The 22,529-nt window shown below is 47.0% G+C and carries 15 protein-coding genes, 2 tRNA genes and 1 other annotated feature; of the genes, 4 read left to right on the top strand and 13 right to left on the bottom strand.

Annotated features, from left to right (window positions below):
• Nucleotides 1–110: 110 nt before the first annotated feature.
• The 7 genes from JOD02_RS10225 to JOD02_RS10195 form a co-directional block, all read right to left on the bottom strand.
• Nucleotides 111–1,049 (bottom strand): YncE family protein, encoded by a 939-nt coding sequence (locus tag JOD02_RS10225; protein WP_204489285.1) that lies wholly within the window; start codon nt 1,047–1,049, stop codon nt 111–113.
• A gap of 108 nt (nt 1,050–1,157) precedes the next feature.
• Entirely contained in the window at nt 1,158–1,379 is a 222-nt protein-coding gene (locus tag JOD02_RS10220) for a hypothetical protein (protein ID WP_204489284.1), read from the bottom strand.
• Nucleotides 1,380–1,499: 120 nt separating this feature from the next.
• Nucleotides 1,500–2,789: a bifunctional folylpolyglutamate synthase/dihydrofolate synthase gene (locus JOD02_RS10215; RefSeq protein WP_204489283.1), complete on the bottom strand. Its 1,290-nt coding sequence runs from the start codon at nt 2,787–2,789 to the stop codon at nt 1,500–1,502.
• Between the two features lie 19 nt (nt 2,790–2,808).
• Nucleotides 2,809–5,463, bottom strand: a complete 2,655-nt coding sequence (locus JOD02_RS10210; RefSeq protein WP_204489282.1) for a valine--tRNA ligase — start codon at nt 5,461–5,463, stop codon at nt 2,809–2,811.
• A gap of 16 nt (nt 5,464–5,479) precedes the next feature.
• Nucleotides 5,480–5,686, bottom strand: a complete 207-nt coding sequence (locus JOD02_RS10205; protein ID WP_204489280.1) for a hypothetical protein — start codon at nt 5,684–5,686, stop codon at nt 5,480–5,482.
• A 33-nt stretch (nt 5,687–5,719) separates the two neighbouring features.
• Nucleotides 5,720–6,045 (bottom strand) — a binding site (T-box leader).
• Nucleotides 6,046–6,100: 55 nt separating this feature from the next.
• The gene (locus JOD02_RS10200; protein ID WP_204489279.1) at nt 6,101–9,460 is read right to left on the bottom strand and encodes a UvrD-helicase domain-containing protein; all 3,360 of its coding nucleotides are present in this window, start codon (nt 9,458–9,460) and stop codon (nt 6,101–6,103) included.
• A complete protein-coding gene (locus JOD02_RS10195; protein WP_204489278.1) occupies nt 9,453–12,761 on the bottom strand; it encodes a PD-(D/E)XK nuclease family protein in 3,309 nt (1,102 codons plus the stop codon). Before JOD02_RS10195 ends, JOD02_RS10200 begins: the two co-directional genes overlap by 8 nt.
• A 362-nt stretch (nt 12,762–13,123) precedes the next feature.
• On the opposite strand from JOD02_RS10195, the gene melA reads away from it, so the two are divergent.
• On the top strand, nt 13,124–14,449 hold the full coding sequence (gene melA / locus JOD02_RS10190) for an alpha-galactosidase (protein ID WP_204489277.1): 1,326 nt from the start codon (nt 13,124–13,126) through the stop codon (nt 14,447–14,449).
• Between the two features lie 71 nt (nt 14,450–14,520).
• Here melA and pgsA read toward each other — a convergent pair whose 3' ends face one another.
• From pgsA to JOD02_RS10175, 3 genes are all read right to left on the bottom strand, one after another.
• Nucleotides 14,521–15,045, bottom strand: coding sequence for a CDP-diacylglycerol--glycerol-3-phosphate 3-phosphatidyltransferase (gene pgsA / locus JOD02_RS10185; protein ID WP_204489276.1), 525 nt, complete (start codon nt 15,043–15,045; stop codon nt 14,521–14,523).
• 205 nt (nt 15,046–15,250) lie between these two features.
• Nucleotides 15,251–15,327 (bottom strand) — tRNA-Pro (locus tag JOD02_RS10180).
• A 6-nt stretch (nt 15,328–15,333) separates the two neighbouring features.
• Nucleotides 15,334–15,409, bottom strand: a tRNA-Thr gene (locus tag JOD02_RS10175).
• A gap of 228 nt (nt 15,410–15,637) precedes the next feature.
• Here JOD02_RS10175 and JOD02_RS10170 point away from each other — a divergent pair.
• The 3 genes from JOD02_RS10170 (at nt 15,638) to JOD02_RS10160 (ending at nt 19,825) form a co-directional block, all read left to right on the top strand.
• Nucleotides 15,638–16,105 carry a MarR family winged helix-turn-helix transcriptional regulator gene (locus tag JOD02_RS10170; RefSeq protein WP_204489275.1) on the top strand — a complete coding sequence of 156 codons (468 nt, stop codon included), beginning with the start codon at nt 15,638–15,640 and terminating at the stop codon, nt 16,103–16,105.
• Nucleotides 16,102–17,850: an ABC transporter ATP-binding protein gene (locus JOD02_RS10165; protein ID WP_204489274.1), complete on the top strand. Its 1,749-nt coding sequence runs from the start codon at nt 16,102–16,104 to the stop codon at nt 17,848–17,850. The genes JOD02_RS10170 and JOD02_RS10165 overlap by 4 nt, the downstream gene beginning before the upstream one ends.
• A 91-nt stretch (nt 17,851–17,941) precedes the next feature.
• Nucleotides 17,942–19,825 carry an ABC transporter ATP-binding protein gene (locus tag JOD02_RS10160; protein ID WP_394355760.1) on the top strand — a complete coding sequence of 628 codons (1,884 nt, stop codon included), beginning with the start codon at nt 17,942–17,944 and terminating at the stop codon, nt 19,823–19,825.
• A 135-nt stretch (nt 19,826–19,960) separates the two neighbouring features.
• Here the strand turns inward: JOD02_RS10160 and JOD02_RS10155 are convergent, their stop codons facing one another.
• The 3 genes from JOD02_RS10155 to JOD02_RS10145 all read right to left on the bottom strand — a co-directional run bounded on the left by JOD02_RS10155 (nt 19,961) and on the right by JOD02_RS10145 (nt 22,406).
• On the bottom strand, nt 19,961–20,467 hold the full coding sequence (locus JOD02_RS10155; protein WP_204489272.1) for a 4Fe-4S binding protein: 507 nt from the start codon (nt 20,465–20,467) through the stop codon (nt 19,961–19,963).
• Between the two features lie 109 nt (nt 20,468–20,576).
• Nucleotides 20,577–21,485 (bottom strand): radical SAM protein, encoded by a 909-nt coding sequence (locus JOD02_RS10150; protein ID WP_204489270.1) that lies wholly within the window; start codon nt 21,483–21,485, stop codon nt 20,577–20,579.
• 228 nt (nt 21,486–21,713) lie between these two features.
• Nucleotides 21,714–22,406, bottom strand: coding sequence for a rhomboid family intramembrane serine protease (locus JOD02_RS10145; RefSeq protein ID WP_204489269.1), 693 nt, complete (start codon nt 22,404–22,406; stop codon nt 21,714–21,716).
• Between the last annotated feature and the right edge of the window lie 123 nt (nt 22,407–22,529).

The following is a 22,529-nucleotide window of genomic DNA, read 5'->3' as shown; positions in this document are numbered from 1 at the left end:
AATCGGAATTTACATATTTCGAGTATTATCCTTTCTAAACCTCTAAATATCAAAGGATTACGCCGTTTTTATTCATTAATTTGCGAAACTTCTGACATTTTTGTTGGAAATTATTCTTCTCGACGTGTAATCACTGGTTCCAGATACACAATCCCGCTGGGCTTTTTCCCCACCTGAATGTCGGCTAACTTCTTGCCTGCCTTCCAGTCTACTACACATACGCGGCCTTCATAAGGAGCGGTTACATATGCACATACTCCCCCTTCATCCAGCGCCATGTCCCCTACGGCTTCTCCTACCTTGACCCTGTGCACCACCGAGCCAGATACCAGGTCCACAACCTCTAAATTGCCCGCCTCACAGGAAGCCACAAGCAAATACCTCCCATCACTCGTCTCCAATAGCCTGTGAGGCATGCATCCCACGGCGATCTCACGATAAACCACATGTTTACAAAGGTCAACCAGCAACACCTTATTTAGCAGCCTGTGATTGTGGAAATAACACCCTACATAAAGGGTATTGCCTTTCGAGCTGAACTTTACCGCAATCGGATAGCCACCTACGGCAATTCTTTTCACCATCGTATATCCTTCGGTTTCCACAAACCATATGTCCTGCGAATCCATATGGGCAATGGCCAAAAGAGGAAGATAATGATGACAGTCAATCCCCTGGGGCATAGACCCTACAGGTACCTGGCTCATCACCTTCAAGTCATCGCCGTTATGCACAACGGAGATTGAATCGGAGTCGGCGTTGGTAACGTAAATGGTGTGAGTCTTGTTACATACTGTAATAAAGCTGGGACACCGCCCAACAGGCAGAATTTTCTCTACAACGCCACAATCCAAGTCAATGCATGCCAATGAGTTATCATGAGCCTGGACTACCAGCAGAATTGGGGAGCTCTTCATCTTGGCAAGGGCGCATGGCCCCACCCCTGGTTCCAAATAAATTCGATACTCTTCCCTCCTGCGATGAGGATTCAAAAAAGATATGCTATCCTCTCCTTTGTTGGCAACCGCAATTTTTCCATGCCACATCATAAAAACAAATACCCCCATTGGAATTCTCTACAACAAGCGGATACTTCATTATATGACCGCCTGCTGCAGAAGGTACCCAACAGGGGTTAAGCGCTACATTTTAAACCTTCATATACGGGGATATAAAATGCGTTCCAGCAATTGCCTACCGTTTAAAGCCACGCTATTCTTCCTTGCCTGCTTCAGCAGATAAAGGTAAATGCTCTTTAACCAGCGCACTTTTTCACGATCAAAATGAGAATTTTCGGTTCTCCTCAAAAGCATCAACGACCTGTGCACCAGCTCCAGAAGTACATCGTTTTCATCTTTTTTAATGTCGCCATTTTGCACCATAACACCCGCTCTCACTTTTAAACATTACAGTAAATATTTATGACGACATGGCCTATAAAATTCGCATAATTTCCTTTAAAACCTTATTCAAATCGTCAGCAACTCGTAACCATGTTCCTAAGATGACCTGAGCAGCCCGCGAACCTTGCCTATCAAATACAATGACCCCGTAAAAAGAAGTACGCCATCAGGATGTACCTTGCTAAAACCCATGGCGATAGCCTTCTCTATATCGGGCTCCACCACCACATCCTGACAATACCTTCCAGCCCTCACTGCCAACTCAGCAGGGTCCATAGTCCTGGGGCTATCGGCCCTGGTTACGATGACCGAGTCAGCCAAGGGACAAAGGCGCTTCACTATGGCATCAACATCCTTATCCCTCAATATGCCTATCACCAGCGTCACAGGCTTCCCGACAAAATACTCTTTTATGGCTTGGGCTAGAACCTCTGCCCCCGATTCATTGTGGGCACCGTCCAAAACCACAAAGGGCTGGCGCCTTAACACCTCCAGGCGCCCCGGCCAAAAAGCGCGCTCCATGCCCTTGTACACGGCATCATCTGAAATAGCAACGCCCTGTCTTCTCAGGACAGCAACAGCGGTCAAGGCAGTAGCGGCATTGAGTATCTGGTGGCGTCCGGTAAGGTGTATGACGACACCCGGAAATCTTTCCTCATCAAATGAATAATTGAAAACTTGCCTTCCCACCTCGGAGGTAATAACCTCTATGCCGTCTTTATTCACCTCAAACAGGGGAGCACCGCGTTCCTGTGCCACCCTCTGTATCACCGCCATGGCTTCGGGATGCTGTGGATAGGTAACCACAGGCCTGCCCTGCTTTATAATGCCGGCCTTCTCTGCGGCGATCTTTTCCAGCGTATCCCCCAGCACATCCATGTGGTCATAGCTTATGGAGGTTATGACCGATACGAGAGGGTCGACCACGTTGGTGGCATCAAGGCGACCGCCAAGGCCCACCTCTACAACAGCGTAGTCCACTTTCATTTCCGCAAAATAAGCAAAGCCTATGGCGGTGACTATTTCAAACTCGGTGGGGTGGTTCTTACCCTCACCCACCATCCCCTCCACCTTTTCTTTTACCCGCTCGGTTATGCGAGCCAAAGCATCAGGCTCTATTTCCTTTAAACCCACCTGTATCCTCTCGGTAAACCTTTCGAGGTAGGGGGATATAAACATCCCCACCCTATAGCCGGCCTCATGCAGCACATGGGTCAGCATGGAAGTAACCGAGCCCTTTCCGTTGGTCCCGGCCACGTGTACCACGCCAAACCGTTCATGGGGATTGCCTAGCCGCCTTAGTAAATCCTTTATGTTCTCAAGCCCAAGCTTGGAGCCAAACCTATAAGTGCTGTGTATAAATTTTAGCGCCTCTTCATAGTTCATTTAGCTTCCCCCTGTAAATTCACTTTCTCATGCTGTTTAACACCTCAATACGGTTCAACACCTTAGTCATCATGTCTTCATACTTTGCCTTTTTCTTTCGCTCTTCCTCCACCACCGTCGGTGGCGCTTTTTCAACAAAATTGCGGTTGGAAAGCTTACCTTCGACTCGCGCCAGCTCCTTCTCGAGATTGGCTTTTTCTTTGAGCAGGCGTTCCATCTCCTTTTCAATATCAACCAGGTCCTCAAGGGGCATAAATATCTGCGCTTTGTCGGTCACAGCAGAAACGGCATTGGATGGTACGCCCTCCCTATCCCTCTTCAATACCACTTCAGATGCCCAAGCAAGCTTTTCGAAGTATGCCGTGCTTTTCTCGAAAATATCCCTCCAGTCATCACTAACAACCAGTATCACCTTGGCTTTGCGGGAAGGCGGAACCTCCATCTCGGCCCTTATATTCCTGATGCTCCTTATGGCATCCATCACAACGGCCATCTGCTCTTCAGTCTGGGCATCTATCTCCTCCTCATTAACCTTGGGCCAAGAGGAAACCATAATGCTGTCGCACTCGCGATTGGGCAGGTGCTGCCATATCTCCTCGGTGATAAAGGGCATAAACGGATGAAGCAGTTTCAGTATATTGGCCAGCACATAGGTCAGGGTATACAGCTTGGACTCCTTAAGCTCTAAGTCCTGGCTGTACAGGCCGGGCTTTGCAAGCTCGATGTACCAGTCGCAGAATTCATCCCATATAAAGTCGTACAGCTTTTGCACGGCTATACCCAGCTCAAACTTCTCCAGGTTTTCCGTAACCTCTTTTATGATGCGGTTGCACCTGCTTATGATCCAGCGATCGGGAAGTTCCAGTTTACCCTTTCGCGGCTTATCAATTCCGGAGTTTTCCATGTTCATCAATATAAACCTGGCGGCATTCCACAGCTTATTGCAGAAGTTACGGCTGGCTTCCACCCTCTCCCAGTAAAAGCGCATGTCGTTGCCCGGGGAGTTCCCCGTCACAAGGGTAAGGCGCAAAGCATCTGCACCGTATTTCTCAATCACCTTGAGCGGGTCTATACCGTTGCCAAGGGACTTGCTCATCTTACGCCCTTCCGAGTCCCTGACAATACCGTGGATGAGGACGTATCTAAAAGGTATCTCGCCCATGTGTTCCAACCCTGAGAATATCATCCTGGCCACCCAGAAGAATATGATGTCATAGCCGGTAACCAGCACGCTGGTGGGATAGAAATACTTAAGGTCCTCGGTCTCATCTGGCCAGCCCAAGGTGGAGAAAGGCCACAGCGCCGAGCTAAACCAGGTATCCAGCACGTCCTCGTCCTGTATTATACTCGTGCTGCCGCATTTTACGCACTTCTCGGGCATGCTGCGTTCAACCATGGTCTCACCGCAGTCCTGGCAATAGTATGCCGGGATTCGATGCCCCCACCACAGCTGCCTGGAAATACACCAGTCCTTTATGTTCTCCATCCAGTTGAAATAGACCTTTTCAAACCGTTCAGGCACGAATCTGATCTTTCCCTCTTTTACCACCTTTATGGCCGGCTCAGCCAAAGGCTTCATCTTGACAAACCATTGCTTGGAGATGAGAGGCTCCACCACCGTACCGCACCTATAGCAATGTCCCACGTTGTGCTTATGGCTCTCAACCTTTACAAGAAGTCCCAGCCTTTGAAGCTCCTCAACAATGGCCTTCCTGGCCTCATAGCGGTCCATACCCTGGTACTTCCCTGCATTGTGGTTCATGACGCCCTTTTCATCTATGACACAGACCCATGGCAGGTCATGCCTTGATGCCACCTCAAAGTCGTTGGGGTCATGAGCTGGAGTGATCTTGACCGCACCCGTTCCAAACCCGCGTTCCACGTATTCATCGGCAATTATTGGTATCTCCCTGTTCATGATGGGCAGTATAGCCGTCTTCCCGATGAGATGGCGGTACCGCTCATCTTCAGGGTGCACGGCAACGGCGGTATCGCCCAGCATGGTCTCGGGCCTTGTGGTGGCCACCATTATGCTCTCATCGCTGTCCTTGATGGGATAGCGTACATACCACAGGTTGCCCTGTTCTTCCTCGTGCTCTACTTCGGCATCCGACAAAGCAGTCCTGCAGTCAGGGCACCAGTTTATTATCCTGTCTCCGCGGTATATGAGGCCTTTTTTGTAAAGGCGCACAAACACCTCCACCACGGCCCTGCTGCAGCCCTCATCCATGGTAAACCTTTCCCTCGACCAGTCAAGGGAGGACCCCAGCTTCTTAAGCTGCTGCGTGATCCTGCCCCCGTACTGCTCCTTCCACTTCCAGGCCCTCTTCAAGAACTCCTCTCGCCCCAGGTCGCTTTTGGTTAGGCCCTCCTCGGCCAATTTCTCCACAATCTTTACCTCGGTGGCGATGCTGGCATGGTCGGTCCCTGGAAGCCATAAAGTGACATACCCCTGCATCCTTCTCCAGCGGACCAGTATGTCCTGCAAGGTATTGTTCAAAGCATGTCCCATGTGAAGTTCCCCTGTGATATTGGGTGGAGGGATAACTACACAAAATGGCTCCTTGCTCCAGTCAACCTCGGCCCTGAAGTACCCTTTCTCCATCCACATGCGGTATAATCGATCCTCTACCTTACTTGGGTCGTAAGTCTTGTCAAGCAACTTTTCCTGCATGTCCTCGCCCTCCTATTCAAAATACCTCCATTATTTTAAGCATGGCAAGTATTACAAAAATGAGCCCCATCAATTTTACCGCTATCGTCCACTTCATCAACTGCTCCTGCGGCGGCTTTAGGGCATACGTCACAATCAACCTTGCCCCATATCCCAGTATGCCGCCAAGCAACATAAGCGCCATCCCCACGGGGTCTATATGCTTTAACTCCAACAAGCCCACAACACTCCCCTTTAACAAAAAATCCTTCATCCAGTAAAGGACGAAGGACCTAGCTCCGCGGTACCACCTTTAATCCTGCCGGCCTACAACTTCATGCGGACACTTAATGCCCTCTGTCGCCTCTATCGCGCAAAAAGCCGGAAGTGCATTTGACATGCCTCGGGGGCATTTTTGACCTCCGACAAACCGGCAGGCACTCCTTCGCATAACGGTAGCGTCCCGTTTCAGCCTACTGCCATTCAGCTGAAAAGCTCAGAAGCGACCTTCCACCCCGCTCTATTACCCAAGGGGACCTTTCAGCCGCGGGCCCCCCTCTCTGGTGGGAAGCGAGGTGTACTCCTCTTCTTCATCGCATTTTGCCATTATTTGCGTTGTCTTTATTATACGACAAGTATGAGTTTTGTCAAGTAGGAGTTATATGCAGCAAAGCTCCTTCACTGCGCACCACTCACATGCCTTTCCATCCCCCTTTACGTATTCATCAAACGGCCTGCAGCCTAGGATAGCAGGGGCCGAACTAATAAGCTGCTCAATCAAAGCAGCCATACACCCCTCATCAAGCGGTATTTCCACAGCCACGCGGCCATCCAGGAAATACAGCAAAGCCTGAGCCACATCCACTTTCCTACCTTCGTAGACCAGAAAACGGTTCAAAGCCCAGGCGTATGACAGCAGCTGCCCGGCGTAATAATCCCTCTTTTGCTCAATATCTGCCTGGCTGTATATCCTGTTGGTCTTGTAGTCTATGAGCCTGGCCTTAATCTGTCCCCTGTCTTCATATATATCTATCCTGTCAACGACGCCTGAAAAGTACAGCCCATGCCTCAGAGGCACCATGAAGGAGTATTCTTTAAGGCTGTAAATTATGCTTCCGTTCCACCTCCGCCTTTTCCTGTTTTCAATCTCCCAGAACCCTTCAATATACTTCAAACACTGAGCCCTGGTGGCACTATCTATTCCCACAAAAACCCCATCAGATAAAAAGCTGCTTTGACTAAAATTAATTATGTCTATCTCTTTTAGAAACCTATGTATCATTATCCCTAAATCAGCAAAATTGTAGTCAGATGGCCTTTCGTCGTATTCCTCATAGTATGATGTGGTAACGGCAAGGCCGTTTAGCTTTTTGATGCCGGCAATCTCCTCTATGTAAAACCTGCGAGGGCAGTTCCTGTATTTCATCCACGAGGATATGCTGACAACGCCGCTTATGTGTGACTCATGATCGCTTAGTGCCAGTATATACCGATCATCAACATTTACACCCTTTACCTCTCCTGCAGTTATTATACCTCTCATGGAATTCATAACCCTTTTATATAATTCACCCTGTACATCGTCATGCTCTCCCAGCTCATTTGCATCGACTTGGACCATCTCATAGAGCTCCCCGCATTTTTGCAGGCTCCATGCAAGCTGTTTCATGAATGTGTTGAGCTTTTCGGGGCTGCCGGTGTAACCCATCGCATCCTTTTGGGCGATAAGCCCCAGGTACTCCCGTGCGCGCGTTGCTGCCACATAAAACAGACGCTTGGATTCCTCAATCTCACATTTAAGCTTTTGCTCGAATAGCCTTTGGTACTCAGGGTTGGCCTTTTCGCTGTAATCGCCTTCCTCATCTACTCCTATGGCCACCAGGTTATAGCCTTCGTCCACCAGATATAAAGGCTTATCCCTTCTGGTCTGAAAATCCACTTCAGAGTTCATATCGGGCAAAAGCACTGCCCTAAACTCCAGCCCTTTGGATGCGTGGATGGTGAGGATTTTAACCGCATCACTGTCCTCGCTGTCCAGGACGGCTTCCTGCTCCCGCACCGCACTGTTTCTCAATGCCTCTACGTAGTCGAGAAAGCGCCTTGCACTGTACACCCCTTTGTCTTCAAACTCATAAGCTATCTGTATAAGCTTTTCGATGTTGCGCAGCTTTCTCTCTCCATAAGGCAAAGCAGCCAAAATATGGTCATATCCGGTAATGTGTATAAGCTGCTCCAAAAGCTTGGCAGTGTTCAGCAAGCTTCCCCGCTGTGAAATCTCTTTAAAAACATCAGCGGCCCTCTTGACAATCCACAGGTCTTGACTTTTTACCTCATTCACAAATTCCGCAAATATGCCGCACAAATCCTGCTTCGAACCGCTGTAATTCCTGATAAACTGGGCAAGCTGCACCAGCAGGTCATCGGAAAAACCAAAGATGGGAGAACGCAGTACCGAAAAAAGAGCCAGCCTGTCCCCTGGATAAAAAACCAAGCGGTACAGAGCCAGTATATCAATTACCTCAACAGCCTCCCAAAATCCTATACCACCCAGTATGCAGTATGATATGCCAAAAGCCGTCAATGCCCGTTCAATTTGAACAAGAGAGGTCCTGCTCCGTAAAAGCACTGCTATATCGCCGTATTTGAAGCCCATGGAAACCAGCCTTTTGACGGCTTTCCCCACAACCTCAGCCTTGTAATCCTTGCGGCTGGTTAAAAGCATGGTACTATAGCCCTCTTCCAATATGCTTTCGAGTTTTTGACTGCTTCCTTCTTCCCCCAGCAACTTTTTAGCAGCTTCCCACCTGTCCTTTAAATCGGCTTCCTTTAGCGCCTTGTAGTCCCATGTTATAACCTCAACCTTATACTCCGCGTTTTGGCTTTTATCCCAGGGGTTAATATCCTCATAATACTCAAGTATATTGCTGAATACCTTGTTAACAAAACCAATTATGGTCTTGCTGCTTCGGTGGCACGTCTTGAGGGATACCTCCACCCCTCCGCTCTCAGTTATTTCCCTGCAGGCATCGTTGAATATGGTATAGTCCGACCCCCTAAAGCCGTATATAGACTGCTTTACATCGCCCACAATGAAAAGCCGTCCAGGAGGTATACGCCCGTCCTTCTTAACGAGTAGGTCCAGTATCCGTTTTTGAACTGGGTTTAAGTCCTGGAACTCATCCACCATGATGACAGCAAATCTCTCAAAACAATAATCCCGCACATGGGGGTTTTGAAGCAGCTTAAGGGTGAGTATTTCAAGGTCATTGAAGTCCAGCACATTTTCCCTGTCCTTGTAGCGGCTGTATTCTCTATAAAGGGCTGTTATGACCTCCATCCCCACCTCTTCAAGTACAGATGTTATATCGCTGCCTTGCATTTCATGATGGTCGTGCCGCCCATCCACATCTTCGCTGGGCTCCCATCCCTTGCCCCTTAAGACCTTGAAGGCCGAAATAACGCCCTTTTTGAGCTTCTCAGTAAAAAACGAAACTGAAAGCATTTGGACAATGAGCTTTACTTTTTGGCTGTTTTGATGCTGGTCCAAAAACTCGAGAATGACGTCATCGGCTAATTTTAAGAGCGCCAGTTCAGCCTCAACCTCGTCCATAACCTTAAACTGCGGGTCGAGCCCCAACAAGGCAAAATTCTCCCGTAGTAGCCTTGCACAAAACCCATGGATGGTATCTATATTGGCAGCGCTTATGCGCATCCTGAGGTCAGAAAGCCTTTTCTTCTCATCCATGTCCCTGCTTTCGGCAATCCTTTTTGAAAGCTCCCGTCGAATCCTGTCCTTCATCTCAGCCGCCGCTTTCCTGGTGAAAGTTATGGCAACGATGCTTTCAAGGTCCATATCGGGGTTTTCAAGCAAAAGCCTCATAAACCGCTGCGTAAGGACCCTGGTCTTGCCCGAACCTGCTCCTGCCTTGACCGCCATGCTGGTGCTGGTATCAAGCGCTCTTGCCTGCTCCTCGTTCAATCCATATCTCTCGCGTATATAAGCCACGCTATCAATCATTCATTACACCCACCTTCCTGGACAACCTCACCTCATTGTGCCTGCACACGCTTCTGTATGCACATCCAAATGCCTCATTGGGGCATACAGCCGGCGGCATGAAATGCCCCTTGCGCATTTTCTCCACCATCCTCAACGCCTCTCTGAGATTCCAGGAAAGTATTACCTCCATGTTTGGATATGTAGGCACATTTCTGGGACCTTTTCTGCCCTCGAAAAGCGCACTCCTTACGTCCTTTGAAATAATGCCGTCCCATTTCAATTTTTCAATGCTATAGTAGAGAAGGGCCATGCACTGCAGGTCGTCCATACCGCTTGCTCTCCTTATAACATCACGGACGCCTATATAATAAAGGGGTAATTGGAAATCGCTGCCTTCGATACACTCCTTCAGTCCACTGATCCTCCTCTTCTTATAGTCATATATTATATATCTGCCGGTAAAATTGCCTCGCCTATCGATCTCCACATCCACCCTGTCAACTATGCCTGATATTACAACACTGCCTCTTTCGGTATTTATGCCCACCCTAAAGGGGTATTCCAGCAATGCCGGTTTCAACTCACAACCTGTGGCATCATAATACCTGCGCATGTTTTGAGCATCATGGCAGATAAACTTAAACAGCGTATTTCTGAGCTCTTCAACGGCATATCCCTTAAGCGACGACGGTATATGGCTTAAACTGATATTTTGCAATTTTTCTTCGAATATCGAATTAAACCTGTCAGCATCGGGATTTAAGGGGTCACAATCTCCTTGGTAGTAGGCCTTAAGCACCGCATGGTAAAAGCTGCTTATGTCCATCTTGCTCCTTAAATCCTGGTCTTCAGCATCGACGTCAAACATGACATTGGCAAAATACTTAAACGGACACCTGGCGTAATCATTTATGCGTGAAACCGAAATTATGTACGTCATATTCTGCTGAAGTTCAGGGGGTGTATTCAGCTTCCCGTCATATGCGTCAAATGCCGGAGCAAACTCCCTTGAGAATTCCACGCAGGAGGCATATGCCGGATACTTGAGGTGATCCAAAATCTCGGGAATGCATATACTTGTCTTCAAATCCTCAGCCGTATCCCCATTGTTTCTCAGCATAGTGCCTATGGCTTTGACAGCCTCCCTAAGGCTGAAGGGCTGCCTGTTAAAGGCCATCCTGTCGCGCATGGTTACCTGGCTTTCCACAATATGCTCCCTGCTCCGGTCCTCTATTACGGACAACACCTCGTCTATAAAGGGTGACGGGTTCATCACGCTGCCGTCTTCATCCAGCGTACGGTAAGATAGATACAGCTTGTTCCTAGCTGCGGCAATGCACGCATTGAACCTTATCTTTTCACGCTCAAGTTCCCATGAGGCAGGCATGAGATTTATTCCCAGCTCGAAAAGCCGGTTTGCTTCATAGCTGTCAAATATTTGAACAGCATTATATACAGCGGGGAACACCCCCTCATTGAGGCCCAATACAAAAACGGCATAATATCTCTGCCCTCTTATGAGGTCGGGAGGAATTAGTTTGACGCCTCCTGATGAACTTCCAGCATCGTCTATATCAAAAGAGTACAGGCTCTCAACAATGTGCTGTATGACATCGCATCCTGAATACCGTACCTCTTTAAGCGAAGCATAACGGCCATACAGCTCCTCCAAGCGCTGGAGGACGTCCATGACCGTCGTCAAAGCCTTCATATTGCCAAACCACATATCAGTGCCTATGATGCCTTTTTGATGTAATAGCGATATCCTGCCAGCAAGTTTTAGAGAACCCAAATAGCCCTTTAAATTCGCAAAAAATTCGCCAACGTCCTCAATGCCAAACTCGAACCGCTGCGCGTATTTCTCAAGCTTATCCACCATGCTTACGGCATTATCAATATAATCCTTCATGCATGACTTTGCGTATTCATCTTGCGTGGTGTCAAAATAAACAGCCAAAAAAGCTGAAAAAGGGTCATGGTGATTAGCCTGAAGCGCATCTTCGGCCATCTCGATCAGCCTGGCATTGCTAAATCCTTCAAAGTTCAGCACCCCTTCAGGAAGGAGGTACATTGATGTAACCATACTGCTGAAGCAGTCATCCCGTTCTTCCTGATAAAGCACATATTTGAGCAATGCTATGATGTCCTTTACAAGGGACATGCCGTTCATTTTGCCCCCGTATTTGACATTAAGCGGTATACCATACTCTTCAAATACCCGCACCGCCTTGTCTAAATATGCTTTTATATCAGCTACAACAACTGCTATTTTGTCAGGCCTTATCTTTGACTCCTGTATCATCTTCTTTATAAAGCCTGCCGCTATTCTCAATTCATGGTCTATACACGGGCTGTTAAGTATACGCAGGCTGTCTTTGCTTATTTTCAAACGAGATTTTTGAGAATAAAGCTCAGCAGCCAGGCTTAAGAGCTCTACGTTGTCACCTTCATTATTGGGAAAAGCAGCAAAACAGAAAAAATTTGGATGATGCTCTGACATGTCATCGCTTCTACTGTATGGGGCGCCAAACTTAGATGCACTTTGTAAACCTTCTTGCTCTATAGTTTCAAAACCCAGTTTCATAAAGTCGTTTATAATCCCTTCTTGTAGAAAATCCTGATTGTGCACATTTTTATAAGGAACATTGACATATATCTCTATATCAGGGAAATACTCCATTATGGACCTAATCAGCTGTATATTGACAGGGTCAATATTCACAAATCCATCAATTACTATAACTTTTGCATCGTTAAATATGCTGGCTTCGGAGCATTTTGAAACGGCCTCAAACGAAATGTCATCAATATCCATAACATGTTTTTCGGCCTTGACACTTTCATATTTTGAATATATCTCATAAAAGCCCATGCATTTTCTGAGAAGGCTACCTCGGCAAGCCGTTGTTTTTGAGAAAAACTGCTCTGGAGTTGTGTATGAGCGTTTAAGCAGCCTTATGGTGTTTATAACCTGATTTATAAACCCTGGCCTGTGCTTTACCAAGCTGAAAAAGTTATCAGGAGATAAGCTGTTCATAATGCCGCTCAGCATCACTCGCTTTTCGGTACCATCCATTATGCGCTTTTTTGAGCCTGCTGTCTCCTCAACTATCATCCTTTCCAAATCGTCAAACCCTATGACATGGCAGTTGAATATTCCCCCCATGTGCTCAATGAAAAGCCGCCTTACGTCAAACATTGCTTCTCTCGATGGCAGTATGTACAATGCCGTATAACCCATTCGTATGTAATCAATACATTTCTTTATCAGCTCTGTCCGCCTCATACTTGTATAAGGCTCATAGTATAACACCTTCATGACCCCATCTCCCACTACATATTCAACCCCAAATTCCTCACACACTCAAACAAAACACACATCACTGTTTCTAGCTTATCCTTATCGAAAATCATAACTTTATTGAGGAAATTTTTTACCATAATCTTCATTTATCTGTATAAATTATAACACGGTTAGAGAAACATGAACAAGCTGCCAATCATCCATTGTTAAAATCCGAGCGTGCTGCCAAGATTCTGAGAACCCATTATCACCATGAAGTCACAATATCTTAAAAATTTTAATTTAAATATCACACTACTATATAGAAAAAACAGACCACGTCTTTTTATAATTAAAGTATAAGTAAACACAAAACATTTAAAGGGGGTTTACCAACAATGTCTAAAAAAATTGCTTTTATAGGCGCTGGCAGTTTTGGTTTTACTAGAAGTCTAGTGCGTGATATACTTACATACCCTGCACTGCAGGATTGTACCATCGCCCTCATGGACATCGATGAAGAGCGCCTGGGCTACATAAAGAAAGCAGTCGACAAGATCATCGAAGCCGGAAACTATCCCGCCAAGGTCATAGCCACTACAGATCGAGCTGAGGCTTTAAAGGATGCAGATGGGGTTATATGCACCATCCTGGTAGGAGGAGTGCATGTATGGCGCCATGACATTGAGATTCCAAAGAAGTACGGTGTGGATATAAACGTAGGGGATACCCGGGGACCGGCAGGTATCTTCAGGGCCTTACGAACCATACCCGTCATGCTGGACATATGCAGGGACATCGAAAGGTATTGCCCTGATGCCATAATGCTCAACTACACCAACCCCATGGCCATGTTGTGCAGAGCTATGCAGGGAGAGACCAAAGTGAAGGTAACCGGCCTGTGCCACAGCGTCCAAGGAACCGCCGAAATGCTGGCATCGTGGATAGGAGCCCCAATGGAAGAAATCACATATGTGTGCGCCGGAATAAACCACCAGGCCTGGTTCCTGGAGTTCAAGTGGAACGGCAAAGACGCCTATCCCCTCATCCGCGAAGCAGTAAAGCGACCCGAAATCTACAACCAGGAGCAGGTTCGTAACGAGATGTTCCTTCACCTGGGCTATTATGTAACTGAATCCAGCGGACATAACTCTGAATACAACGCATGGTTTAGAAAGAGGCCTGACCTCATAGAAAAGTATTGTACTCACGGTACAGGATGGAATCCTGGAGAATACGCGTATATACTTAAAGAGTACTTGAGGCGAGAGGATACCTGGAGAGATGAGATTAAGAAATGGTTAGAACAGGATACTATTGATTTAAATCGCGGGAAAGAATATGCAGCCGGTATTCTAAATGCCGTCATTGGCGACGGAACCCTGTACAAGTTCAACGGCAACGTAAGGAATTTTGGCCTCATTGATAATCTGCCGGAAGGTTGCTGCGTTGAGGTACCGGTGCTGGCATCCAAATACGGATTTGAGCCCATCCACGTAGGGCCTTTGCCGCCACATCTTGCAATCCTGAACAACATAAACGCCATGTGCGAAGAGCTGGCGGTTGAAGGCGCCCTAACCGGCGACCCCACCAAGATATACCAGGCGGTCTATTTTGACCCGTTAACATCGGCAGTACTCAGCCTGGCCGAAATCAAGCAGATGGTCAAGGAAATGTTTGAAGTGAACAAGGATTGGCTGCCTCAATTCAAGCATTTCTGCTGATAGAGATTAAACAAGGGGCTGTTCCGAATGCATCCAGCCCCTTTCTCTTTTATATTTTTAACCAGTACGTCTTACTTTTTTGCGATACCCTTCTTGAAAGCCTTGTAACCATACTGCACCAAAGCCACCAACGCCAAAACCACAGCTATGTACAACAGCATATTATAATACGGCAATTTAAGAACGGTAGCCACCACCGCCACGTAAAATGACGCCGTAGCAGCTTTACCAAAAAAATTTGCTTCCACTACTATATTGCGGTTTTTATAAAGAAAAGCGGCTCCAGCAATCATGAGAAATTCCTTTATAAAGACTATCAATATTATAGGCACCGGGATAATGCCTTTGATATACAGTGAAACAAGAACGGTAATCAGCATGAGCTTATCGGCCAATGGGTCCATCAATTTTCCCCACTTGGTGATCAAGCCGTATTTTCTAGCGATGTATCCATCTAAAAGGTCAGTAGCCCCCGCTACTATGAAAACCACAATACTCCACAATAGGTTGTTATGTATCTCTGGATTGTAAAAGACATATATAAAAACCGGAATCAAACAAAACCTTATAACCGTCAATATATTGGGTATGTTCATCATATCTGAGCGCAGGAAACTTCCCCTTCTTCAAGATGGAGAAAAATGCGCTCTTGCCCCCTCTCTAACATCAACGTCTCCGCCTTTTCTATAAGCTTTAACTTACTATTGCCCTTCACCGTTGTCTATAAATAAAAAAATAGGTCTTTCCCCTCTCCTTACATCGACCTTAAAACAAAAGAAAAAATTAAAGAATATTACAAAATGGTCGGGGTGACAGGATTTGAACCTGCGACCTTCTCGTCCCGAACGAGACGCGCTACCAAGCTGCGCTACACCCCGACATTCTGGAGCCAACAAGGGGACTCGAACCCCTGACCTGCGGTTTACGAGACCGCTGCTCTACCGGCTGAGCTATGTTGGCGTATTAAACTCCCAATGCAGTAATAGATTATAGCATAAAAATTTTCCCTTGTCACCTATATTTTTTATTTTACTGCTACCGAATTTAGCCAAAGAATGAATTGACAACGCTTAGCCAGCGATATAAAATATCAATAGTTAGTTAACTAACTAATTATTTGCCACGGATATGCAAAATTACAAAACGCATTCTAAATTTAACTATACCCAAATTAGGGAGATGAACGCCATGCATACATGTAAACCCTCACCCGATGAACCCTTAGGCCGCCTGTTTGCTCATACTTCCAAACTGCACCGCGACCTTTTAAGAAAGCTGGCACATCAAAACGGCCTTGAGCATGGTCAACCCATTGCCTTGGCGATAATCATAGCCAATGAAGGTATAAGCCAGCGGCAACTGAGCGAAAAGCTGTTTATTACCCCGGCCTCCACTACCGCACTCCTCCAAAAGCTGGAAAAAGCCGGCCTCATTGAGAGAAGGCCCGACCCCAATGACCAGAGGGCCTTTTGCATTTACGCCACCGAAAAAGGGCGTATGGTAGATCAGCAAATGAAGGAAGGACTGCAAGAGTTGGAGAAAGCCTGCTTTCACAACTTTTCAGAGCAAGAACTTATAGAGTTTCGCAGGCTTCTTCTAAAGCTTCACGAAAACCTATGCAACTTAAATCAAGGAGAATGGGGGAGTAATGCATGATAAGAATATCACGCTATCTAAAACCTTACTGGGTATACGTTCTGCTTGCACCCCTTTTTATGGCTTTGGAGGTATATATGGACCTGTTGCAGCCCCGCTATATGGCAGACATAGTGGATAAGGGCATTGCCAATGGGGACATGAACTATGTCCTGACCAAGCTCCTCATCATGTTGGGTATCGCCTTTATAGGGATGCTGGGCGGCATAGGTTGCGTATATGCATCCACCGTTGCAGCGCTGGGGTTTGGCACCGATATCCGTTCGGATCTGTTCCGCAAGATTCAAACCTTTTCTTTCTCCAATCTCGACCGCTTCCCAACCTCATCGCTAATTACCCGCCTTACCAACGACGTTACCCAGCTTCAAAACGTGGTCACCATGTCACTGGCCATGATGATACGCGCTCCCTTGCTGTGTATCGGTTCCATTATAATGACCATAAAGATAAGCCCTTCCCTCGCTTCAGTGCTGCTAATAGCCTTGCCCCTTACCATCATAGGCGCAATAGCCATAATCAAGAAGGGCTTCCCCCTGTTCAGGCGAGTCCAGTCGAAAATAGATAGGGTAAACACCATCATACGAGAAAATCTAGCAGGAGTCCGGCTGGTAAAAGCATTCCTGCGTAAAGATTTCGAAGAGAAACGGTTTAAGGTGGCCAATGAAGACCTACGGGATACCGCCATCACAGCCGGCAGGATCATGGCAACAGGTATGCCGCTTCTGATGCTGGTCACCAACCTCGCTACTGTGGCGGTGTTGTGGTTAGGGGGTATAAAGGTACAAAGCGGCACATTACAAATCGGAGAGCTCATAGCGTTCATCAACTATCTGACAAGGATAATGATGTCGCTGGTGATGATCGCCTTTAACTTGATGGCATTTTCCAGGGGTAAGGTTTCGGCAGACCGCATAAGAGAAGTACTGATGGAAGAGGCCGATATCGTAGATCCAGCAGAAAACCGGAGTAACGTTTCACAAGGGCCTAAAATAACCCGAGGGCAAGTAGTATTTGAAAACGTAACCTTCAGCTATAGCCCAGATGGAGAGCCGGTTTTGAAAAACATATCCTTTACTGCCGAACCGGGTGAAACAGTGGCCATACTTGGAGAAACGGGATCTGGCAAGACCACGCTGGTAAGCCTCATTCCACGGCTGTATGACCCCCAGGAAGGCCGCATATTAATAGATGGTATCGATGTACGGGAATACAGCCTTTACAACTTAAGAAAAGAGATCGGAATGGTGATGCAAAACTCCCTTCTATTCTCCGGAAGTATATTGGATAACCTCCGATGGGGAGACCCTGAAGCAGACCTTGAAAAAGCCATAGAAGCGGCAACCATAGCGCAGGCCCATGACTTCATCATGCAAACCCCCAACGGCTATCAAACCGATTTAAGCCAGGGAGGAGTTAATCTATCAGGTGGTCAAAAACAGCGGTTGAACATTGCCCGGGCGCTTATCAAAAGGCCCAAAATACTCATTTTGGATGATGCCACCAGCGCTGTAGACATGGCCACCGAACTTAAAATACAGCAGGCTTTAAAGCGTTGGAACCACAAGTGTACCACCTTCATAATAGCCCAACGCATAAGCTCTGTCATGGACGCCGATAAGATCATTGTTTTAGAGCAGGGACGCATAGCAGGGATGGGTACCCACGAGGAACTGCTCGCTTCCAACCCGCTATACCAGGATATCTACAGGTCACAGATAGGGAAGGAGGAAAAGATTTATGCCTGAAGATAAGCGTAACGTCCATGCCGACTTTCGGCAATCCGACAAGCGAATCCCGGAAAGCAATATACACAGAAACGCTCCTTTGATTCAAAGCATGGGTGGTATTGGTGGCCCTGGTATGCGCGGATTTGGCAGGAGAGGACCACAGGGGCCGCATGCTCGTTTTATGGGACCAAGGGAAAAGCCCAAAAATCTGGGTAAAACCCTTGTTAGGCTGAGCAGATATTTAAGAGATGACATCCCAGGGCTGATAGTAGTCATACTGGCCGTCTTGCTCAATACAGCATGCACCCTTATAGGCCCGCTGCTCATCGGCCAGGCCATAGACCAATACATCATTCCTGGAGATTTTCAGGGGCTGGTGCGCATTTCGTTGCTCCTTTTAGGAGTCTATATTCTAAACTCGTTGGTTGCCTTTTTGCAGGGATTTTTTATGGCTTCCGTATCCGAAAAGACGGTGGCTCGCATCCGCAGAGACCTGTTCAGCAAGTATCAGGTACTGCCACTCAAGTTCTTTGATTCGCATACCCACGGAGAACTGATGAGCCGCCTCACCAACGACATAGACACCATATCCATTACCCTGCACGCCAGCCTAACCCAATTTATCTCGGGAGTTATTGTCCTGGTCGGCACAATAATATTAATGCTATTAAAGAGCGTAATTCTCACCCTCATAACTTTATCGATAATCCCTTTAATGTTCCTTCTAACCCAGCTTATAACTAAACACACCGGCAGGCTCTTTATAGAGCAGCAAAAAACGCTGGGTGAACTCAACGGTAAGATAGAGGAAACCATTTCGGGTCAAAGGGTAGTAAAGCTGTTCTGCCGTGAACAGCACGCCATTGCCGAATTCGAAGAATCCAACCAAAAGCTCAAGAAAACGGCATTAAAAGCTCAAGTCTTATCCAGGGTCATGGGACCCACCATGAACCTGCTCAACAACCTGGGATTTGCACTGGTTGCAGGGATTGGAGGCCTGCTGGCCGTCAACAACATCGGCGGTGCCGTAACTGTAGGTACGATATCAATATTCCTCAACTACTCAAGGCAGTTTACCCGCCCCTTAAATGAAATGGCAAACCAGTACAACATGGTGTTGTCAGCAGCAGCCGGCGCCGAACGGGTATTTCAGGTTTTAGACGAGGAACCTGAACCGGGCGACGCACCAGACGCTGTGGACCTCAGAGAAACGGGCGTAAAAGGCCATGTGGAGTTCGAAAACGTCTCATTTGCTTATGACGATGAAAACCTGGTGCTAAGGAACTTTTCCCTTGAAGTAAAACCTGGTCAAACGGTGGCGCTAGTTGGAGAAACCGGAGCCGGCAAAACCACCATAATCAACCTCCTCACGCGGTTTTATGACGTCAAAGAGGGAAGCATACGTATAGATGGAATCGATATAAGAAAAATTAAACGTGAAAGCCTGCGCTCTTGCCTCGGAATTGTGCTACAGGATACTTACCTGTTCAACGCCACCGTGCGCGAAAACATACGGTATGGCCGTCTGGATGCTACCGATGAAGAGGTGGAACAGGCAGCCAAAATCGCCCATGCCCATGACTTCATCATGCGCTTACCGCAAGGCTATGACACAATTCTCACCGATGAAGGCGGAAACTTGAGCCACGGCCAACGCCAGCTTCTGGCCATCGCTCGAGCGGTACTAGCTGATCCGGCAATACTCATACTGGATGAAGCCACTTCAAGCGTGGATACGCGTACCGAGGTATACATCCAAAAAGCCATGCGGAACCTCATGAAAGGCCGTACCAGCTTTGTCATAGCCCACAGGTTGAGCACTATAAAGGACGCCGATTTGATCGCCGTGATAGACAAAGGCAGGCTTGTGGAAAAGGGCACACACCAAGAATTGCTGGAACGAAAGGGGGTCTACTACAACCTCTACCAAAGCCAGTTTGTCCGCACACGGCAGGCAATGGACGAAAACGTAAGGGCTGCCTCATTAAGCTAAAGAGGAGAGAGCACAAGCTCTCTCCTCTTTTAGATTTTTAGATACTTGCCCTATTTTTAATCATATAACAAGGGCTTTAGCTCTTCTGAATCAATGTTGGTTTTATCATACCAGTAGAAGCCTGTATCGATTTCCTTACGCCGCATTATCGCCAACCGCATCCCTCTTCATCGTGCTCTTTTTTATCCTGTTCTTCAGCTTAAAGGCCCAGCCACCCATGGTTCCCATGGGGCAAAAAGCACACCAAGTTCTCTGGTGATAGTAAATGCCGAGCATGATATCGATTATGGTGGTTATAAGAACCATGCGCACAAATACCGCCCCTACAGCGGCCCAATTGCCCCATGCGAAAGTCAGTTGCATGGCGAAAAAGCTCATCAGTATTATAAGGAATATCACCTTAAATGTGGTGGTCTTAAAAACTCCGGGAATGCCCTTCTTTAGGGTAATTTTCTTCAGTACCACGTCGTTGAAACTACCCCTTGGGCAAAACGAGTTACACCACTTCCTCCCCATAAAGGGCCCCGTAACTACGGGTGCGAGCATGCACACCAGCGCAAACACCCCTATTGGAGGATATATAAGGCCTGCAATGCAAAACGCTATCAGCACAAGCCATAAATACTGTTTGGCTGAATTCATTGCCATGTCACCTCCTGCAATCATTTTATGATATTATCATTATATTTGGAAAATGCAATATTTATTATATTAAAAATCCATCAAAATGCAAACCCCCCAATCTCAATTTTCACTCGATCAATCGAAGTCCCAGCTCTTTAGCATACAGCCATGCTTCTTCATACTCTTCTGGACTCAATCTCCGCGCAATCTCCTTGTATTTATAAGCCTCATAATGAGGATAATATCGATCCATGAGATTAACTGCGCAGTCAGGAGAAAGCTCCTCTTTTATGAACCTCAAAATCTCCTTGGTATCCTCAAGCCCTCCTGGCATCACGAGATGCCTTATCAAAAGCCCCTTGTAAGCCAATCCCGTTTCGTCAAGCTTCAAGCCGCCCACCTGGCGATCCATCTCCTTTAAAGCGCTCTTTACATACTTAGGATAATCTCTTACTCTGGAATATTTTACACCACGCTCCTCTATGCTGTACTTGAAATCCGGCATGTATATGTCCACCACTCCGTCGAGCAGCTTAAGGGTTTCCACCCTCTCGTACCCCCCGCAATTGTAAACCAGCGGCAGATTAAGCCCCTTTTGAGCTGCAATGTACAGCGCTTCCAGGATATTAGGCACAAAGTGTGTTGGAGTGACCAGGTTTATATTATGGCAGCGGTAATGATTCTGTATCACCAGCATTATCTCGGCCAACTCCTCGTTGGACACAACTTCCCCCTCTCCCCCATGGCTCAGCTCACAGTTCTGACAAAATACGCATCTCATGTTACAGTAGCCGAAAAATATTGTACCCGAGCCATTCCAACCAACCAAGGGAGGCTCTTCGCCAAAGTGGGGGCCGTAGCTGGCCACCACCGCTTTATCATGAGAACGGCAAAAACCTACCGTTTTCCTCCTGTCGATCCCACACCCATGGGGACACAGGTTGCACTCCGTGAGATGTTTCTTGGCCTCCTCCACTCTGCATTTAAGCTCGCCTTTTTCCAAAAGTACCAGGTAACCAGGCTTATGCTTTGCCATATAAAGCCCTCCCTAATCCTTAAACAAACGCATATTAAGCTATCCCACAATTCTCACTTACAACAATTATTATTCTCCAAAATACAATTATACCCTGCAAGCTGAATTGCAGGGTATAATTTCAATACTATTGTCTCAATTGCAGAGGTAACCCGCCACATATGCTGCAAACTTCACAGAATGGCTTGCACATAAGCTGGAACATCATAACAGGAAATCCGATTGCCCTCAATAATACCTATACCTTCTTCGGGCGATGAATACCCTGTGTATAAACACCCCGGCCAAAAATCCGCTTATGTGCGCCCACCAGGCTATACCTCCTACGCTGCCACCGCCTATCCACTGTATGACGCCCGAATACAGCTGGCTTATGAACCACAAAATCAAGTATATGAAGGCCGGCACGTGTATGAACAATGGCAAGAAGAAAAAGAACGGAACCAGTGTCACAATCCTGGCATGAGGAAACAGTACAAAGTAGGCGCCCATGACGCCGGCAATGGCTCCCGAAGCCCCAACGGTAGGCACATTGGATGTGGGGTTGAACAAAAAATGGGTAAATCCCGCTATTAAGCCGCACAATATATAGAATATCACAAACTTTATGCTGCCCATTACATCCTCTACGTTATCGCCAAACAGCCACAACACCCACATATTGCTGATAAGATGCATCCAATTGCCGTGGAGAAACATGCTGGTAAAAAGCGGCATGTATGTACTGGCCTCAAATATCCCAAACTTTGCTATAGACTTTAAAAACCTTTGGGGTATAAATCCATACTCATACACAAACTGCGCAAACCCCACATCGGGCATCAATGACTGGCCTATAAATATCATCACGTTGATGACTATAAGCATGACGGTTGCCAAAGGCTCACGCCTGCTGGGTATGGTATCCCTCAATGGAATCATAAATAATTCCCCTTTTCCTATCCAAGTTTCATCCTCACACTACCACTTTTATACTACCATTTTTACAAGCTCTTTTCAATTTGACATTTGCTCAACCTCACAAAAATTAAAAAGTGCCTTTAA

This window comes from Caldicoprobacter guelmensis, assembly GCF_016908415.1.
Lineage (GTDB): Bacteria > Bacillota > Clostridia > Caldicoprobacterales > Caldicoprobacteraceae > Caldicoprobacter > Caldicoprobacter guelmensis.
This window is presented reverse-complemented; position numbering and strand designations above follow the sequence as displayed.